This is a genomic window from Kitasatospora sp. NPDC048239 (genome assembly GCF_043202015.1).
GTDB lineage: Bacteria > Actinomycetota > Actinomycetes > Streptomycetales > Streptomycetaceae > Kitasatospora.
Genome location: NZ_JBICZP010000002.1, coordinates 754,973 through 770,260 on the forward strand (window position 1 = coordinate 754,973; position 15,288 = coordinate 770,260).

General features: G+C 73.6%; 16 protein-coding genes. 11 read left to right on the top strand and 5 right to left on the bottom strand.

Annotated features, from left to right (window positions below):
* Positions 1–71 precede the first annotated feature (71 nt).
* Complete coding sequence (locus ACGFZP_RS07375; RefSeq protein WP_392929490.1) at positions 72–806, top strand: HU family DNA-binding protein; 735 nt, start codon at positions 72–74, stop codon at positions 804–806.
* A 188-nt stretch (positions 807–994) separates the two neighbouring features.
* On the opposite strand, the gene ACGFZP_RS07380 is transcribed toward ACGFZP_RS07375, so the two are convergent.
* Positions 995–1,219, bottom strand: coding sequence for a hypothetical protein (locus ACGFZP_RS07380; RefSeq protein WP_392929492.1), 225 nt, complete (start codon positions 1,217–1,219; stop codon positions 995–997).
* Between the two features lie 42 nt (positions 1,220–1,261).
* A complete protein-coding gene (gene cofC / locus ACGFZP_RS07385) occupies positions 1,262–1,969 on the bottom strand; it encodes a 2-phospho-L-lactate guanylyltransferase (protein WP_392929493.1) in 708 nt (235 codons plus the stop codon).
* 226 nt (positions 1,970–2,195) lie between these two features.
* Here cofC and ACGFZP_RS07390 point away from each other — a divergent pair, with 226 nt between their 5' ends.
* The 3 genes from ACGFZP_RS07390 to ACGFZP_RS07400 all read left to right on the top strand — a co-directional run bounded on the left by ACGFZP_RS07390 (position 2,196) and on the right by ACGFZP_RS07400 (position 5,367).
* On the top strand, positions 2,196–3,026 hold the full coding sequence (locus ACGFZP_RS07390) for a lysophospholipid acyltransferase family protein (protein WP_392929495.1): 831 nt from the start codon (positions 2,196–2,198) through the stop codon (positions 3,024–3,026).
* Positions 3,023–4,024, top strand: coding sequence for an NAD(P)H-dependent glycerol-3-phosphate dehydrogenase (locus ACGFZP_RS07395; RefSeq protein ID WP_392929496.1), 1,002 nt, complete (start codon positions 3,023–3,025; stop codon positions 4,022–4,024). The genes ACGFZP_RS07390 and ACGFZP_RS07395 overlap by 4 nt, the downstream gene beginning before the upstream one ends.
* 200 nt (positions 4,025–4,224) lie before the next feature.
* Positions 4,225–5,367, top strand: a complete 1,143-nt coding sequence (locus ACGFZP_RS07400) for a D-alanine--D-alanine ligase family protein (protein WP_392929498.1) — start codon at positions 4,225–4,227, stop codon at positions 5,365–5,367.
* Positions 5,368–5,454: 87 nt separating this feature from the next.
* Here ACGFZP_RS07400 and ACGFZP_RS07405 read toward each other — a convergent pair whose 3' ends face one another.
* The gene (locus ACGFZP_RS07405; protein WP_392929500.1) at positions 5,455–5,967 is read right to left on the bottom strand and encodes a DUF3515 domain-containing protein; all 513 of its coding nucleotides are present in this window, start codon (positions 5,965–5,967) and stop codon (positions 5,455–5,457) included.
* 20 nt (positions 5,968–5,987) lie between these two features.
* The gene (locus ACGFZP_RS07410) at positions 5,988–6,221 is read right to left on the bottom strand and encodes an Lrp/AsnC family transcriptional regulator (RefSeq protein WP_387950233.1); all 234 of its coding nucleotides are present in this window, start codon (positions 6,219–6,221) and stop codon (positions 5,988–5,990) included.
* Between the two features lie 223 nt (positions 6,222–6,444).
* On the opposite strand from ACGFZP_RS07410, the gene ACGFZP_RS07415 reads away from it, so the two are divergent.
* The 3 genes from ACGFZP_RS07415 to thiD all read left to right on the top strand — a co-directional run bounded on the left by ACGFZP_RS07415 (position 6,445) and on the right by thiD (position 9,431).
* Positions 6,445–7,410, top strand: coding sequence for a thiamine-phosphate kinase (locus ACGFZP_RS07415; RefSeq protein ID WP_392929502.1), 966 nt, complete (start codon positions 6,445–6,447; stop codon positions 7,408–7,410).
* A gap of 125 nt (positions 7,411–7,535) precedes the next feature.
* A complete protein-coding gene (locus ACGFZP_RS07420; protein WP_392929504.1) occupies positions 7,536–8,561 on the top strand; it encodes a 6-phosphofructokinase in 1,026 nt (341 codons plus the stop codon).
* 24 nt (positions 8,562–8,585) lie between these two features.
* On the top strand, positions 8,586–9,431 hold the full coding sequence (gene thiD, locus ACGFZP_RS07425) for a bifunctional hydroxymethylpyrimidine kinase/phosphomethylpyrimidine kinase (RefSeq protein ID WP_392929505.1): 846 nt from the start codon (positions 8,586–8,588) through the stop codon (positions 9,429–9,431).
* 142 nt (positions 9,432–9,573) lie between these two features.
* Here the strand turns inward: thiD and rpmB are convergent, their stop codons facing one another.
* Positions 9,574–9,759 (bottom strand): 50S ribosomal protein L28, encoded by a 186-nt coding sequence (gene rpmB / locus ACGFZP_RS07430; protein WP_014138233.1) that lies wholly within the window; start codon positions 9,757–9,759, stop codon positions 9,574–9,576.
* Positions 9,760–10,042: 283 nt separating this feature from the next.
* Here rpmB and ACGFZP_RS07435 point away from each other — a divergent pair, with 283 nt between their 5' ends.
* The 4 genes from ACGFZP_RS07435 (at position 10,043) to rsmD (ending at position 15,274) form a co-directional block, all read left to right on the top strand.
* Positions 10,043–11,674 (top strand): DAK2 domain-containing protein, encoded by a 1,632-nt coding sequence (locus ACGFZP_RS07435; RefSeq protein WP_392929506.1) that lies wholly within the window; start codon positions 10,043–10,045, stop codon positions 11,672–11,674.
* Positions 11,675–11,713: 39 nt separating this feature from the next.
* Positions 11,714–13,921 carry an ATP-dependent DNA helicase RecG gene (gene recG, locus ACGFZP_RS07440; RefSeq protein WP_392929509.1) on the top strand — a complete coding sequence of 736 codons (2,208 nt, stop codon included), beginning with the start codon at positions 11,714–11,716 and terminating at the stop codon, positions 13,919–13,921.
* Between the two features lie 115 nt (positions 13,922–14,036).
* The gene (locus ACGFZP_RS07445) at positions 14,037–14,564 is read left to right on the top strand and encodes a hypothetical protein (RefSeq protein WP_392929511.1); all 528 of its coding nucleotides are present in this window, start codon (positions 14,037–14,039) and stop codon (positions 14,562–14,564) included.
* A 125-nt stretch (positions 14,565–14,689) separates the two neighbouring features.
* Positions 14,690–15,274, top strand: a complete 585-nt coding sequence (rsmD, locus tag ACGFZP_RS07450; RefSeq protein ID WP_392929512.1) for a 16S rRNA (guanine(966)-N(2))-methyltransferase RsmD — start codon at positions 14,690–14,692, stop codon at positions 15,272–15,274.
* The last annotated feature ends 14 nt before the right edge of the window (positions 15,275–15,288 follow it).

Here is a 15,288-nt window from a genome sequence, read left to right on the forward strand (position 1 = left end):
CCGCAGATACATACCTAACGTGCGAAATGAACGGATGGAATCATCCGGCGCCCGTTTCCGAAGGGGAAGACGTGAACAAGGCTCAGCTTGTCGAAGCGGTGGCCGAGCAGCTGGGCGGTCGCAAGGCTGCCGCAGAGGCCGTCGACGCAGTGCTCGACACCATGGTGCGTGCCGTTGTGGCGGGTGACCGGGTGTCGGTCACCGGTTTCGGCACCTTTGAGAAGGTGGAGCGCTCTGCGCGCTTCGCCCGCAACCCGCAGACCGGCGAGAAGGTCAAGGTCAAGAAGACCTCGGTGCCCCGCTTCCGTCCCGGCCAGGGCTTCAAGGACCTGGTCAGCGGCAGCAAGAAGCTGCCGAAGGAGGGCCCGTCGGTCAAGAAGGCCCCCAAGGGCTCCCTCACCCCGGGCAAGAGCGGTGTCGCCGCGACCCCGGCCGCCAAGCGCGCCGCCACCAAGCGTGCCGCCTCGGCCGCCGCCGCCGCTCCGGCCGCCGCCGCGACCAAGAAGGCCGCCGCCAAGAAGGCGACCACCACGGCCGCCGCCAAGAAGACCACGGCCACCGCCGCCAAGAAGGCGACCGCGACCAAGAAGACCACGGCCGCCGCCGCCAAGAAGACCACCACGGCCGCTGCGACCAAGGCCGCCGCGTCGAAGAAGACGGCCGCCGCCAAGAAGGCGACCACCACGGCCGCCGCCAAGAAGACCACGGCCACCGCCGCCAAGAAGGCCACCACGGCCAAGAAGACGGCTCCGGCGAAGAAGACCACCACCCGCAAGACCACCGCGCGCAAGACCACCGCGAAGTAGTAACGGGCGGTTTTCCAGAGCCGTGGCGGCACCCTCTCCCGGAATTCCGGGCGACCGGGCCGCCACGGCTCTTCTGCTTTCCGGGCGCTCGGTCGGTGACCGGAGGCCTCCGGTCACCTGGGGCGGTCGCCCGGCCAACGGCGTCCGCAGCCTCCGCGCAGCGCCGGGGAGCGGCGCCGGGAGGGGCGTCAGACCGCGTCGGCCGGGTCGGGGAAGGTCTGCAGCGTCACGAAGACCACCCGGCGGGCCTCGCCGGTGCCCTCGGTGCGGATCCGCACCCGCTGGCCGGGGCGCAGCAGCCGCAGGCCGCCGGCGTCGAAGGCGTCCGCGTCGAACGGGACCGGCGTCCCGTCGTCGAGCAGCACGGAGCCGGCCCGGGTGGCGGGGTCGAAGGTGAACGAGGTGGCCTGCATGAAAGCAGCATAGCGAGCGGGTCCGACAGTCCCGGCGGCATCTCACCGTGCGGGTCGGCGGGCCTCCGGCGGCCGGCCGAGCCGGTCCGAGGCGGCGGCCGTGTGCGGGCCCACCCCGAGGGCGAGGGCCTCGGCGAGGTCCGTCCCGGTGTCGACGTCCCGGCGCACCGACTCCACACCGTCCAGGCGCAGTTCGCGGGCGCCGCCGGCCGCGTGCCGGGTCCGGGAGCCGTCCCCGAACGCGGGGGAGAGCGGGCTGCCGGGGGTGCAGGCCAGCAGGGTGGTGCCCAGACCGGGGGAGTCGGCCAGGAAGGCCCGGCCGCTCGGCGGTACGGCGGCCAGCACCCGGGCCAGTTCGGCCGGCCGCAGCGCGGGCAGGTCGGCGGAGAGCGCGGCCAAGGGCGCGCGCGGGTCGAGTACCAGCGCGGCCGCCGCGCCGTGCGCCAGCGCGTGGTTGAGGCCCCCGCCGGGTTCGTCGGCGACCACGACCGCGCCGAGCGCGGCCAGCCGCGCGCCGGCCTCGGCGTCCCGGGTGACCACCAGGACCCGGGACACGCCCGGGGTGGCCAGCGCGGCGGTGACGGTGTCGAGGGCGAAGGAGAGCGCCAGGTCCGCCCGGTGCGGCCCGGCGAACGGGGCCAGCCGGGACTTCGCCACGGCGAGCGGCTTGAGCGGCAGCACCAGCGACCAGCCGGCGGTGGGTGCGGGGGGCGCGACGGGCCCGCTGGGGCGTACGGTGTCCTGGGTCATCGGCGTCATTGTGACGCCGGTCCCGGAACCCTCGCCAGGCCGTCCGAACTGTGCGGACGTGCGTTTGATCACGCCTGCCCGTCCGGCTGGCGGGGCTGCTCGACAGCCGATGAGCGATCGGGCGAGACTGTTCCGCGCCCGGGCCCGGGCACCGTCCCCGGTGCGCGGCGCCGGGAGGCTAGGACTGCGGCACCCCACGTGCCGCACCGGATGAGGAGGACCTGGGGTGGCCCGCCGCTCGTACGCCAGCTTCGGCAACGCCGACTACGGCATCTGGTACCGCTTCGCGGCCGTGCTGGTGAAGCCGGTGACGACCGCGCTGGTGAAGCCCGACTGGCGGGGCTGGGAGCACCTTCCGCAGGAGGGCGGCTTCATCACCGCGGTCAACCACAACTCGATCATCGACCCGCTGGTCTACGCGCACTGGCAGTACAACAGCGGGCGGCCGCCGCGGATCCTCGGCAAGTCCTCGCTGTTCTCGGTGCCGTTCATCGGGTTCATGCTCCGCAAGACCGGCCAGATCCCGGTGTTCCGGGAGTCGACCGACGCGGCGCAGGCGTTCCGCTCGGCGATCGACGCCGTCAACGGCGGCCAGTGCGTGCAGTTCTACCCGGAGGGCACGCTCACCCGGGATCCCGACCTGTGGCCGATGACCGGCAAGAGCGGGGTGGCCCGGGTGGCGCTGATGACGGGCGCCCCGGTCATCCCGGTGGCGCACTGGGGTGCGCACGAGATCATCCCGCCCTACGGCAGGGGCGGATCCGGCAAGGGCCGGTTCAACCTCTTCCCGCGGCACAAGGTGACGGTGACGGCGGGGCCGGCGGTGGACCTCAGCAAGTACCAGGGCCAGGAGCTGACCGCTCAGGTGCTCAGGGACGCCACCGAGGACATCATGGCGGCGATCACCGCCGTCCTGGCCGAGGTCCGCGGCGAGGAGCCGCCGGCCGAGCGCTACGACATGCGGACGGCGGCCCGCGACCGGGCCACGGCGGCCGCGGCCGAGCGGCAGCGGGCCGCCGGCTCGCGCGACAGCGGTACCGAGGAGGTCGGCAAGTGACCCGATGCGCCGTGTTCGGAACGGGTTCCTGGGGGACCGCGTTCGCGATGGTGCTGGCCGACGCCGGTTGCGAGGTCACCCTCTGGGGTCGCCGCTGGGAGCTGGTGGACGCGATCCACACCACCCACGTCAACCCGGACTACCTGCCGGACGTCCCGCTGCCGGCCTCGATCCGGGCCACCCTGGACCCGGCGCAGGCGCTGGCCGGGGCCGACTTCGCGGTGCTCGCGGTGCCCTCGCAGACGCTGCGCGAGAACCTGGCGGCCTGGGCGTCGCTGATCGAACCGCAGACGGTGCTGGTCAGCCTGATGAAGGGCATCGAGCTCGGCACCGCGAAGCGGATGAGCGAGGTCATCGCGGAGGTCGGCAAGGTCGCCGCGGACCGGGTGGCGGTGGTCAGCGGGCCCAACCTGGCCCGCGAGATCGCCAACCGGCAGCCTGCCGCAAGTGTGGTCGCCTGCACCGACGAGGCGGTCGCCAAGCGGCTCCAGGCGGCCTGCCACACCCCGTACTTCCGCCCGTACACCAACACCGACGTGATCGGCTGCGAGCTCGGCGGCGCGGTGAAGAACGTCATCGGCCTGGCGGTCGGCATGGCCGACGGCATGGGGCTCGGTGACAACACCAAGGCGACGCTGATCACCCGCGGGCTGGCCGAGACCACCCGGCTGGGGCTGGCGCTCGGCGCCGACCCCTACACCTTCGCCGGGCTCGCCGGGATGGGCGACCTGGTGGCCACCTGCTCCTCCCCGCTGTCGCGCAACCACACCTTCGGCACCAACCTGGGCCGGGGGATGTCGCTGGCGGAGACCATCGCGGCCACCCGGCAGACCGCGGAGGGCGTCAAGTCCTGCGAGTCGGTGCTCGACCTGGCCCGGCGCAGCGGCGTCGACATGCCGATCGTCGAGGCCGTGGTGGACGTGGTGCACAACGGCCGGCCCACCCAGGAGGCGCTGCAGGCGCTGATGTCGCGCTCGGCCAAGTCGGAGCGGCACTGACCGGGACGGAACCCAGCGGGACGGAACCCAGCGGGACGGAACCCAGCGGGACGGAACCCAGCGGGACGGCGCCGGCTGAGACGGCACCCAGCGCGACCGAGTGGGGCGGCGCCGGCTCCGGGCGGCCCGGAAGAGCACCGGCGAATCACAGCGCCGGGTGACTTTCCGGAAACAGCTCGCACGGTAGTCTCAAACCCGATATGAGCATCGAACAGTCCTCCCCGAACCGGTCCGCGAAGCCGCGCGTAGCGCTCGTCTTCGGCGGACGCAGCTCCGAGCACGCCATCTCGGTCACCACCGCGGGCAGTGTGCTCAGGTCGATCGACCGCGAGAAGTACGACGTGCTGCCGATCGGCATCACCCACGAGGGCCGCTGGGCGCTGGTGAGTGACGAGCCGTCCCGGATGGCCATCACCGACGGCCGGCTGCCGGACGTCGCCCACGTCGCCGAGGCCGTCGAGGGCCAGGTGGTCCTGCCGGTCGGCCCGGGCAGCCGCGAGGTGGTCTGGAGCGAGCCGGGGGCCGCCCCCAAGGTGCTCGGCGAGGTCGACGTGGTGTTCCCGCTGCTGCACGGTCCGTGGGGCGAGGACGGCACCCTGCAGGGCCTGCTGGAGCTCTCCGGAGTGCCGTACGTCGGCAACGGCGTGCTCTCCAGCGCGGTCGGCATGGACAAGGAGTTCACCAAGCGCGTCCTGGCCTCGCACGGCCTGGGCGTGGGCCGGTACACGGTGGTCCGCCCGCGCGAGTGGGAGAGCGAGGCCGGCCGCACCGCGGTGCGCGAGCGGGTCGCGGAGCTCGGGCTGCCGCTGTTCGTGAAGCCCTGCCGGGCCGGGTCCAGCATGGGCATCACCAAGGTCAAGGACCTCGCCGACCTCGACGCCGCGATCGAGGAGGCCCGTCGGCACGATCCCAAGCTGATCATCGAGGCGGGCGTCTCCGGCCGCGAGATCGAGTGCGGGGTCCTGGAGTTCGAGGACGGCCCGCGCGCCAGCGTCCCGGCCGAGGTGCTGGTCGGCGGCGGCTACGAGTTCTACGACTTCGAGGCCAAGTACATCGACTCCTCCGAGGTGCGGATCCCGGCGGAGCTCTCCGCCGAGGAGACCGCCGAGATCCGCCGCCAGGCGATCGCCGCCTTCGAGGCGCTCGGCTGCGAGGGCCTGGCCCGGGTCGACTTCTTCCTGCTGGACGACGGCAGCTGGATGATCAACGAGATCAACACCATGCCCGGGTTCACGCCGATCTCGGCCTTCCCGAAGATGTGGGAGGCCACCGGCCTCGCCTACCCGGAGCTGATCGACCGGCTGCTCCAGACCGCGCTGCGCCGCTCCACCGGCCTGCGCTAGGACCTGTTCGAAGGAGGGCGGGCCGGGTAATCCCGGCCCGCCCTCCTTCCGTGTCGTCGCGGACCGCCGTCGCCGCGGGTCGCCGCGTCAGGGGATGGCGGCCTTCACCGCGTCGGAGAGCGAGGCCGCCGCGTCCAGCGGGTTGGCGGTCGCCCCGCCGGGGACGGTCACCTCGACGAAGACGGCGCGCTGGGTGGCGGTGAAGCGGTAGCCGCCGTCGGTCAGCTGCTCCGGCCACCAGGTGACGTCGTTGACGGTGGGCGAGATCTCCTGCTGGCGCTCCTCGGTCAGCCCCTCCGGGTGCGGCACGCCGCAGCGCAGCACGATGCGAGGGGTGCTGTCCCAGGCCGCCACCAGCGGCGAGACCGGTGAAGGGTCCCGGCGCGGGTGGCCGAGCAGGGTCGGCGGCAGCGCGGCGTTCAGCGCGCGGCAGTACTCGGCCTGGCGCGCGTTGGGCTGCGGTACCTCGATCTGCTCGGGCGCGCCCCAGCTGCCGACCAGCACCACCACGGTGCAGGTCAGCGCGAGCGGCAGGGCCAGCCATCGGACGGGGGCCGGCAGTGCCGCCAGGAAGCGGGGGACGCGCAGTTCTCGGGCCACCCGCCGATGGTAGCCGGGGCTTACAGGTGGACCACCGGACAGGTGAGGGTGCGGGTGATGCCCTCGACCTGCTGGACCTTCGCGACGACCAGACGGCCGAGGTCGTCCACCGTCTCGGCCTCGGCGCGGACGATCACGTCGTAGGGCCCGGTCACGTCCTCGGCCTGGAGCACGCCTTGGATCTTGGAGATGGACTCGGCCACGGCGGTGGCCTTGCCGACCTCGGTCTGGATCAGGATGTATGCCTGTACCACGGGGGCCTCCCGGCGGCTGGGGTACGGAGGAACGCCGCCGTGATCACCCGGGCGGCTCCCGGGGTGGGAAACGGGCTCACCGGCAGTCTGATCACCACGCTACCGCGCGGTGGGGCGGGGAGGGGAGACCTCTGCACCACCGGAGGGCGTACGCTGCGCGCGGGGGAGCGGACTGCCCGCAGACGTCGGGTTTGAAACGTTGGAAGACGCGAGAGGACGGCAGATGCAGGGGACCGTGGGTGAGCTGGGCGAGTTCGGACTCATCAGGGAGCTGACCGCCCGGGTACCGCTCACCGATGCGGTCGACCTGGGCCCGGGTGACGACGCCGCCGTGGTGAAGGCGCCGGACGGCCGGGTGGTGGCGACCACAGACGTGTTGATCGAGGGCCGGCACTTCCGCCGGGACTGGTCCACCGCGTACGACGTGGGCCGCAAGGCCGCCGCGCAGAACCTCGCCGACGTGGCCGCGATGGGCGCGGTGCCGACCGCGATACTGCTCGGCCTGGTCGCCCCCGCCGACCTGCCCACCACCTGGGCCACCGAGCTGATGGACGGGCTGCGCGACGAGTGCCAGGTGGCCGGCGCGACGGTGGTCGGCGGCGACGTGGTGCGCGGCGACACCATCACCCTGGCCATCACGGCGCTCGGGGACCTCCAGGGGCGCGCGCCGGTGACCCGCGCCGGTGCCCAGGTGGGCGACGTGGTCGCGGTGACCGGCTGGCTCGGCTGGTCCGCGGCCGGACTGACGGTGCTGCAGCGCGGCTTCCGCTCCCCGCGGGCCTTCGTGGAGGCGCACCGCCGACCCGAGCCGCCGTACCACGCGGGCCCGGCCGGTGCGGAGTTGGGCGCCACCGCGATGATCGACGTGAGCGACGGGCTGGTCGCCGACCTCGGCCACGTCGCCCGGGCCAGCGCGGTGGACATCGACCTGAAGGCGGCCGACTTCGACGTCCCGGCCCAGATGGCCGACATCGGCCAGGCGGTCGGGGTGGACCCGCTGGTCTGGGTGCTCTCCGGCGGCGAGGACCACGCGATCGTGGCGACCTTCCCGCGCGGGATCCAACTGCCCGCCCGCTGGCGGGTGGTGGGCGAGGTGACCGGTCGGCCCAGCGGCCGGCGCGGCGGCCGGGTCACGGTGGACGGCGAGGCCTGGGACCGCGCCGCGGGCTGGGACCACTTCGCCGAGTGACGTCCGGGCCGTGGACGTGACGCCGTCCCAGGGCGGTGACCGCGTAGGCTTGCGGTCACCTGAGCCTGCCCGGTTTGTCCGGGCAGGTGGTCTGAACCACGGCGGAGCAGGAGAGCACAGCCACCATGCGCATCGGTGTCCTGACCAGCGGCGGCGACTGCCCCGGCCTCAACGCGGTGATCCGTTCGGTGGTGCACCGGGGCACCGATGTGCACGGTGACGAGATCGTCGGGATCGAGGACGGCTTCCTCGGTCTGATCGAGGGCCGCACCCGGCCGGTCTCGCACGACGACGTCACCGGACTGCTCACCCTCGGCGGCACCATCCTCGGCTCGGCCCGGGTCCAGCGCGACCGGATCGCCTGGGCGGTGGACAACGCGCGGACGCTGGCCGGCAACATCGGCATCGACGCGCTGATCGCGATCGGCGGCGAGGGCACGCTGACCGCCGCCAAGATGTTCAGCGACGCCGGGCTGCCGGTGGTCGGGGTGCCGAAGACCATCGACAACGACATCGACGCCACCGACGTCACCTTCGGCTTCGACACCGCCGTGCACGTCGCGACCGACGCGATCGACCGGCTGAAGACCACCGCCGAGTCCCACCAGCGCGTGATGGTGGTGGAGTTGATGGGCCGGCACACCGGCTGGATCACCCTCACCGCCGGCATGGCGGGTGGCGCCCACGGCATCCTGATCCCGGAGAAGCCCTTCGATATCGAGGCGGTGGCCCGGATGGTCGAGGACCGCTTCTCCCGGGGCAAGAAGTTCGCCATCATCGCCGTCGCCGAGGGTGCCGCCCCGCTGCCCGGCACCATGCGCTTCGACCACGGCGAGGTCGACCGGTTCGGCCACCGGACCTTCGGCGGGATCGGCAACCGGCTCGCCCACGAGCTGGAGAACCTGCTCGGCAAGGAGGCCCGGCCGGTCATCCTCGGTCACACCCAGCGCGGCGGCACCCCCACCGCCCGCGACCGGGTGCTCGCCACCCGGTTCGGCTGGCACGCCGTGGAGGCCGTCCACAAGGGGGCGTTCGGCCACTTCACCGCGCTGCGCGGCAACGAGATCGAGCTGGTGCCGGTCGCGGAGGCCGTCACCCGCCTCAAGACCGTGCCGCAGGACCGCTGGGTGGAATCCGAAGCCGTGCTCTGAACCGGCCCGGGTAGGTTTGGCCCCATGGCTCTCCCGTCGCCCACCCCCGCCCCCGGCGGCCACGCTTCGCGCGGCCCCTCCCTCGCGCCTCCCCGCGTGCTCACCGTCGCCGGATCGGACTCCGGCGGCGGCGCCGGCATCCAGGCCGACCTGAAGGCGATGCTCGCCCTCGGCGTCCACGGCATGAGCGTGATCACCGCCGTCACCGCGCAGAACTCGCTCGGTGTCCAGGGCTACTGGGAGCTGCCCGCCGAGGCCGTCCGGGCGCAGTTCCGCAGCGTGGTGGACGACATCGGCGTCCAGGCCGTGAAGACCGGCATGCTCGCCTCGATCGAACTGGTGGAGACCGTCTCCGAGCTGCTGGCCGGGGTGTCCGCGCCGGTGGTGGTCGACCCGGTCGGGGTCTCCAAGCACGGGGACGCGCTGCTGGCCGCCGAGGCCGTCGCGACCGTCCGGGAGCGGCTGCTGCCCGTCGCCACCCTCGCCACCCCCAACCTGCACGAGGTGACGCAGCTCACGGGCCGCACCGTCGAGGACGAGTCACAGATGCTCGACGCGGCGAAGGCGCTGCTCGACCTCGGGCCGCGCTGGGTTCTGGTGAAGGGCGGACACCTGGAGGGCGAGGCCGCCGATCTGCTCTACGGCGGCGCGGGCCAGGAGTACTGGTACCGGGCCCCCCGCTACGACAACCGGCACACCCACGGCACCGGCTGCACACTGGCCAGCGCGATCGCCGCCGGGCTGGCCAAGGGCGAGCCGCTGCCCGGGGCGGTGGCCTCCGCCAAGGAGTACATCACCGGCGCCATCGCCGGCGGGTTCGCGCTGGGCGCCGGGATCGGACCGGTCGACCACGCCTGGCGCTGGCGCTGAGAACGGCCCTGGGCGGGCCCGAGGGCCCGCCCAGGAAGGCGCGGAAGGCACCGGAGGTGCGCAGGCGCGGAAGGAAAAACAGGAAGCCGGCCCATCCGAGGATGAACCGGCTTACTGGAGGACCGGCTTACCGGTCTGCGCGTCAGCGCGAGACCTTACCGGCCTTGATGCACGAGGTGCAGACGTTGAGCCGCTTCGGCGTCCGCCCAATCACAGCGCGCACCGTCTGAATGTTGGGGTTCCAACGACGGGGGGTACGGCGGTGAGAGTGGGAGATGCTGTTGCCGAAGCCCGGCCCCTTGCCGCAGACGTCGCAGTTGGCAGCCACAGGAGTCACTCCAAGACTTCAGATCATTTACGTTCGAAAACCCCGCCAACCCACCGGAGCACTCACGTGAACCAGACTGGACTAATGGGGTGAGCCTGGACTGTTCCAGGCAACCGGAAGAGCATACAACGCTTGCTTCCGTTCAACGAAACTACCACGACCGCGCAGGTGATCGCTGCGCTCGCCGCCCCCCGCACCCGCCCGCGGCCCCCGATAACCTGCCGGTATCACCCCTCGCCGTTCATCCTGAGGCCATCGCGGCGTCCCATCCGGAGGAGACCTGGTGCTGCACACGCTCGACGCCCCGGCCGTGCGCACCTGGTGCCAGCTGGCCCTGCGCGCGCTCGGCCAGGCCCGCGAGGAGATCGACGCACTCAACGTCTACCCCGTCCCCGACGGCGACACCGGCACCAACCTCTACCTGACCGTGGAGTCCGCCGCCGCCGCGGTCGAGACCCGCTTCACCGATCCGGTCGGGGGCGCCGCACCCGGGCTCGCCGAGGCCGCCCGGGCGATGGCCCGCGGCGCGCTGATCGGCGCCCGCGGCAACTCCGGCGTGATCCTCGCCCAGTGGCTGCGCGGCACCGCCGAGACGCTCGCCGAGGGCGGCGGCGCCGACCAGCTGCGGGCCGCCCTCCAGCGGGCCTCCGACTCCGCCTACCAGGCCGTCGCCGAGCCCGTCGAGGGGACGCTGCTGACCGTCGCCCGGGTCGCCGCCCGGGAGGCCGTCCGGGCCGGGGGCGGCCTCGCCCAGGTCGCCGACACCGCCTACCGGGCCGCCCGGGACGCGCTGCGGCACACCCCCGAGCAGCTCGCCGTGCTCGCCGAGGCCGGGGTGGTGGACGCCGGCGGACGCGGCCTGGTCGCCGTCCTCGGCGCGCTCGCCGACGCCGTCGCAGGGCACCAGCCGATGGGCCCGGTCGCGCTGCGCGGGGACGTGCGGATCGCGGAGAGCTGCGAGGGGCACGTGCGGCCGCCCGGCCCCGGCCACCCCGCGTTCGAGGTGATCTACCTGCTGGACGCCCCCGACGAGGCGCTGCCCGCGCTGCGCGCCCGGCTGGCGGAACTCGGCGACTCCCTGGTGGTCGGCGGCGGCGACGGCCTGTGGAACGTCCACGTGCACGTGGACGACGCGGGCGCCGCCGTCGAGGCCGGGGTCGGGGCCGGGCGGCCGCACCAGATCCGGATCACCCACTTCGCCGAGGCCGCCGCCCGCTCCGGGACCGCCGACGAGCGGGGCGAGCGGGAGGAGCGCACCCGCGCGGTGCTCTCCGTGGTCTCCGGCACGGGCCTGGCCGAACTCTGCGAACAGGCCGGCGCCGTCGTCCTGCACGCCGACCCGGACCGCCCGCCGGCCAGCGCCGAACTCGCCGCCGCCGTCCGACGGTCCGCCGCCCGCGAGGTCGTGCTGCTGCTCAACGACCCCGAACTGCGGGCCGCCGCCGGGGCCGCCGCCGACCAGCTGCGCGAGGAGGGCGTGCGGATCGCCGTGCTGCCCACCCGCTCGCCGGTCCAGGGCCTGGCCGCGCTCGCCGTCCACGAGACCGGCCGGCGCTTCGACGAGGACGTGGTCGCCATGACCTCGGCCGCCGGCGCCACCCGGTACGCCGAACTCGCCTTCGCCGAGGGGGAGTCCTGGACGATGGCCGGGGTCTGCCAGGCCGGGGACGTGCTCGGGCTGATCGACGGGGACGTCGCGGTGATCGGCGCCGGGCTGGCCGAGGTCGGCACGAGCGTGCTCGACCGGATGCTCGGCGCGGGCGGTGAACTCGTCACCCTGATCCTCGGCGAGGGCGCACCCGAGGGCCTGGCCGAGGGGCTGGTCGCGCACGCCCGGCACCGGCGGCCCGAGGTGGACGCGGTGGTCTTCCACGGCGGCCAGGAGTCCGCGCCGCTGCTCATCGGGGTGGAGTAGCGCCCGGACTGTCGGCCCGGTGGTGTAAACAGGGCGGTGATGGGCGCTCTCGACGAACCACTGACCAAGCTCGTCGGCGACCGCACCGCGAAGGTGCTCGCCGACAGCCTCAAGCTGCGCACGGTCGGGGACCTGCTGCACCACTACCCGCGCCGCTACGTCGAACGCGGCCAGCTCACCAGCCTGGACGAGCTGGAGATCGACGAGCACGTCACCGTGCTGGCCCGGATCGAGAAGGTCACCCTGATCCCGTTCCGCGGCCGCAAGGGCGACCGCCTGGAGGTCGTCGTCACCGACGGCCGCAGCCGGCTCTCCCTGGTGTTCTTCAACCAGGGCTGGCGGCAGAAGGAGCTGCGGTCCGGCGCCCAGGGCCTGTTCGCGGGCAAGGTCGGGGTCTTCAACCGCACCCGCCAACTCGTCTCGCCGGACTACCAGCTGCTCGACGAGGAGGCCGGCTCCGAGGCCGCGCAGCAGTTCGCCGGCCGGCTCATCCCGGTGTACGGCGCCAGCTCCCAGATGCCCAGTTGGAAGCTGTCCATCTGCATCGAGACGGCGCTCACCAAGCACCTGTCCGACGTCGGTGAGCCGCTGCCCGCCGACCTGCGCGAGCGGCACGACCTGATCCCGCTGCCCGAGGCGCTGGAGCTGATCCACCGCCCGCGCGGCCAGGCGGACCGCGAGCGCGCCCAGAGCCGGCTGCGCTGGGACGAGGCCTTCGTCCTCCAGGTCGCCCTCGCCCAGCGCCGGGCGGCCGACTCCGCGCTGCCCGCCAAGCCCCGCCCGCGCCGGGCCGGCGGCGTGCTGGACGCCTTCGACGAGCGGCTGCCGTTCACCCTCACCGAGGGCCAGCAGGCCGTCTCCACCGAGATCTTCGCCGACCTCGCGGGCGAGCACCCGATGCACCGGCTGCTCCAGGGCGAGGTCGGCTCCGGCAAGACCCTCGTCGCGCTGCGCGCCATGCTGGTCGCCGTCGACGCGGGCGGCCAGGCCGTCCTGCTGGCGCCCACCGAGGTGCTGGCCCAGCAGCACCACCGCTCGATCGTCGAGATGATGGGGGACCTCGCCGAGGGCGGCATGCTCGGCGGTTCGGACCTCGGTACCAAGGTGGCGCTGCTGACCGGCTCGATGGGCGTCCCGGCTCGCCGCCAGGCGCTGCTGGACATGGCCTGCGGGGACGCGGGGATCGCGATCGGCACGCACGCGCTGATCGAGGACAGGGTGCAGTTCCAGGACCTCGGCCTGGTCGTGGTGGACGAGCAGCACCGCTTCGGCGTCGAGCAGCGGGACGCGCTGCGGGCCAAGGGCGAACAGCCGCCGCACCTGCTGGTGATGACGGCCACCCCGATCCCGCGGACCGTCGCGATGACCGTCTTCGGGGACTTGGAGACGTCGGTGCTGGACCAGCTGCCGGCCGGCCGCTCGCCGATCTCCACCCATGTCGTCCCGGCCGTGGAGAAGCCCAACTTCCTTGCCAGGGCCTGGGAGCGGGTCCGCGAGGAGGTGGGCAAGGGCCACCAGGCGTACGTGGTCTGCCCCCGGATCGGGGACGAGGAGCCCGCCGACCCGAAGAAGCGGCGCAAGGCCGCGGCCGGCGCGGACCTGGAGGACGTCGGCGCCGACAGCGACGAGCGCCGGCCGCCGCTCTCGGTGGTGGAGACCGCCGAGATGCTGCTGAAGGGCCCGCTGGCCGGGCTGCGGGTGGAGATCCTGCACGGGCGGCTGGCGCCCGAGGCCAAGGACGAGGTGATGCGCCGGTTCGCGGGCGGCGAGGTGGACGTCCTGGTGGCCACCACGGTGATCGAGGTCGGCGTCAACGTGCCCAACTCCACCGCCATGGTGATCATGGACGCGGACCGCTTCGGCGTCTCCCAGCTGCACCAGCTGCGCGGCCGGGTCGGGCGCGGCAGCGCGGCCGGGCTCTGCCTGCTGGTCAGCGACATGCCCGCGGGCAGTGCCGCCCGGGCCCGGCTGGAGGCGGTGGCCGGCACGCTGGACGGCTTCCAGCTCTCCCGGATCGACCTCGAACAGCGCCGCGAGGGCGACGTGCTGGGCCAGGCGCAGTCGGGGGTCAAGTCCTCGCTCAAGGTGCTCTCGGTGCTGGAGGACGAGGAGGTCATCGTCACCGCCAGGGCCGAGGCCACCCGGCTGGTCGCCGAGGACCCGGAGCTGGCCACCCACCCGGAGCTGCGCACCGTGCTGGAGAGCCTGATCGACGAGGACCGCGCGGCCTACATGGAGAAGGGCTGAGCCCCGGGATCGGGCAGCCTCGGAGGGCCCGATTGTCAGACCCCCGCGAGAGAATGTAGTTGTTCAGGGCGCACCCCCAAGGTGCGTACCTGGCACGACACTTGGGGGTCCTGCCATGGCATTCCGTCATCTCAACGAGCTCCCGCTCGGCGACAAGGTCTTCCGGATCGAACTCGCCAGCGACGACGACCGCGAGGTCACCCTCACCCTGACCGGCTGGCGCGAGGGGGCCGCCGCCGCGCCCCTCGCCTCCGGCAAGCTCCGGCTGCCGGTCGAGGACGTCGCCTCGCTGCGGATCGCGCTCAACCGCGCGCTGCGGGCCCTGGCGATCGTCGCCGATGTCTCCGAGCCCATCCCCGACCGTGACGTCCTGCGCGAGCTCTACCCCGGCCACGGCGCCCCCTGGGTGCCGCAGCACGAGGAGGAGCTGGTCCGGCGCTTCCACGACAGCGAGACCGTCGCCCGGATCGCCGCCCGCTTCGGCCGCACCCCCGACTCCGTCCGCACCAAGCTGCGCGAGCTCGGCCACGACCCGCGCCGCCCCGAGTACTGCCCGCCCGACGGCTGCCTGTCCTGGTCCCGCTACGCCTCGCCGGCCCTGCTCGGCGCCGCCGCCCCGGCCCCCCAGGCGGCTGGCGAGTAACCCCGGCGAGCGGCCCGGAGGCGAGCCGAGCGCCTGAGGAAAGAGGCTTCCCACCCCGCCGGTCTGCCGGCGGGGTGGTGGCCGTATAGCGTGGTCGGGCAGCGACGAAAGGACCTCCCACCACCATGACCCGCGTGATCGCCGGGGCGGCCGGCGGCCGCCGACTGGCCGTACCGCCCGGCCGGGGCACCCGCCCGACCTCCGACAAGGCCCGCGAGGCGATGTTCTCCACCCTGGAGGCGTTGCGCGGCACGATCCACGGGGCCCGGATGCTCGACCTGTTCGGCGGATCGGGCGCGGTCGGCCTGGAGGCGCTGTCGCGCGGCGCCGAGCACGTCCTGCTGGTCGAGGCGGACGGCCAGGCGGCCCGGGTGATCCGGGAGAACGTGCGGACGCTCGGCCTGCCGGGAGCGGAGCTCAAGGCGGCCCGGGCCGAGAAGGTGATCGCCGGCCCCGCCCCGGAGACCCCGTACGACCTGGTCTTTCTCGACCCGCCCTACGCCGTCACCGACGACGAGCTGCGCGAGATGCTGATCACACTCCTGGCCGGGGGCTGGCTCGCGGACGACGCACTCGTCACCGTGGAGCGCAGCACGCGAGGCGGCGAGTTCGGCTGGCCCGAGGGCTTCGACGTGTTGCGCTCGCGTCGCTACGGCGAGGGCACGCTCTGGTACGGTCGCGCCGCCGCCGAGGCCCGCCAACACCCGTAGCGGGCCGCGGCCCG

Coding starts and splice junctions, on each gene's coding strand:
- ACGFZP_RS07380 (WP_392929492.1), bottom strand. CDS start 1,219: ATGCAGGCCACCTCGTTCACCTTCGACCCCGCCACCCGGGCCGGCTCC.
- cofC (WP_392929493.1), bottom strand. CDS start 1,969: ATGACCCAGGACACCGTACGCCCCAGCGGGCCCGTCGCGCCCCCCGCA.
- ACGFZP_RS07400 (WP_392929498.1), top strand. CDS start 4,225: ATGAGCATCGAACAGTCCTCCCCGAACCGGTCCGCGAAGCCGCGCGTA.
- ACGFZP_RS07415 (WP_392929502.1), top strand. CDS start 6,445: ATGCAGGGGACCGTGGGTGAGCTGGGCGAGTTCGGACTCATCAGGGAG.
- ACGFZP_RS07420 (WP_392929504.1), top strand. CDS start 7,536: ATGCGCATCGGTGTCCTGACCAGCGGCGGCGACTGCCCCGGCCTCAAC.
- thiD (WP_392929505.1), top strand. CDS start 8,586: ATGGCTCTCCCGTCGCCCACCCCCGCCCCCGGCGGCCACGCTTCGCGC.
- recG (WP_392929509.1), top strand. CDS start 11,714: ATGGGCGCTCTCGACGAACCACTGACCAAGCTCGTCGGCGACCGCACC.
- ACGFZP_RS07445 (WP_392929511.1), top strand. CDS start 14,037: ATGGCATTCCGTCATCTCAACGAGCTCCCGCTCGGCGACAAGGTCTTC.
- rsmD (WP_392929512.1), top strand. CDS start 14,690: ATGACCCGCGTGATCGCCGGGGCGGCCGGCGGCCGCCGACTGGCCGTA.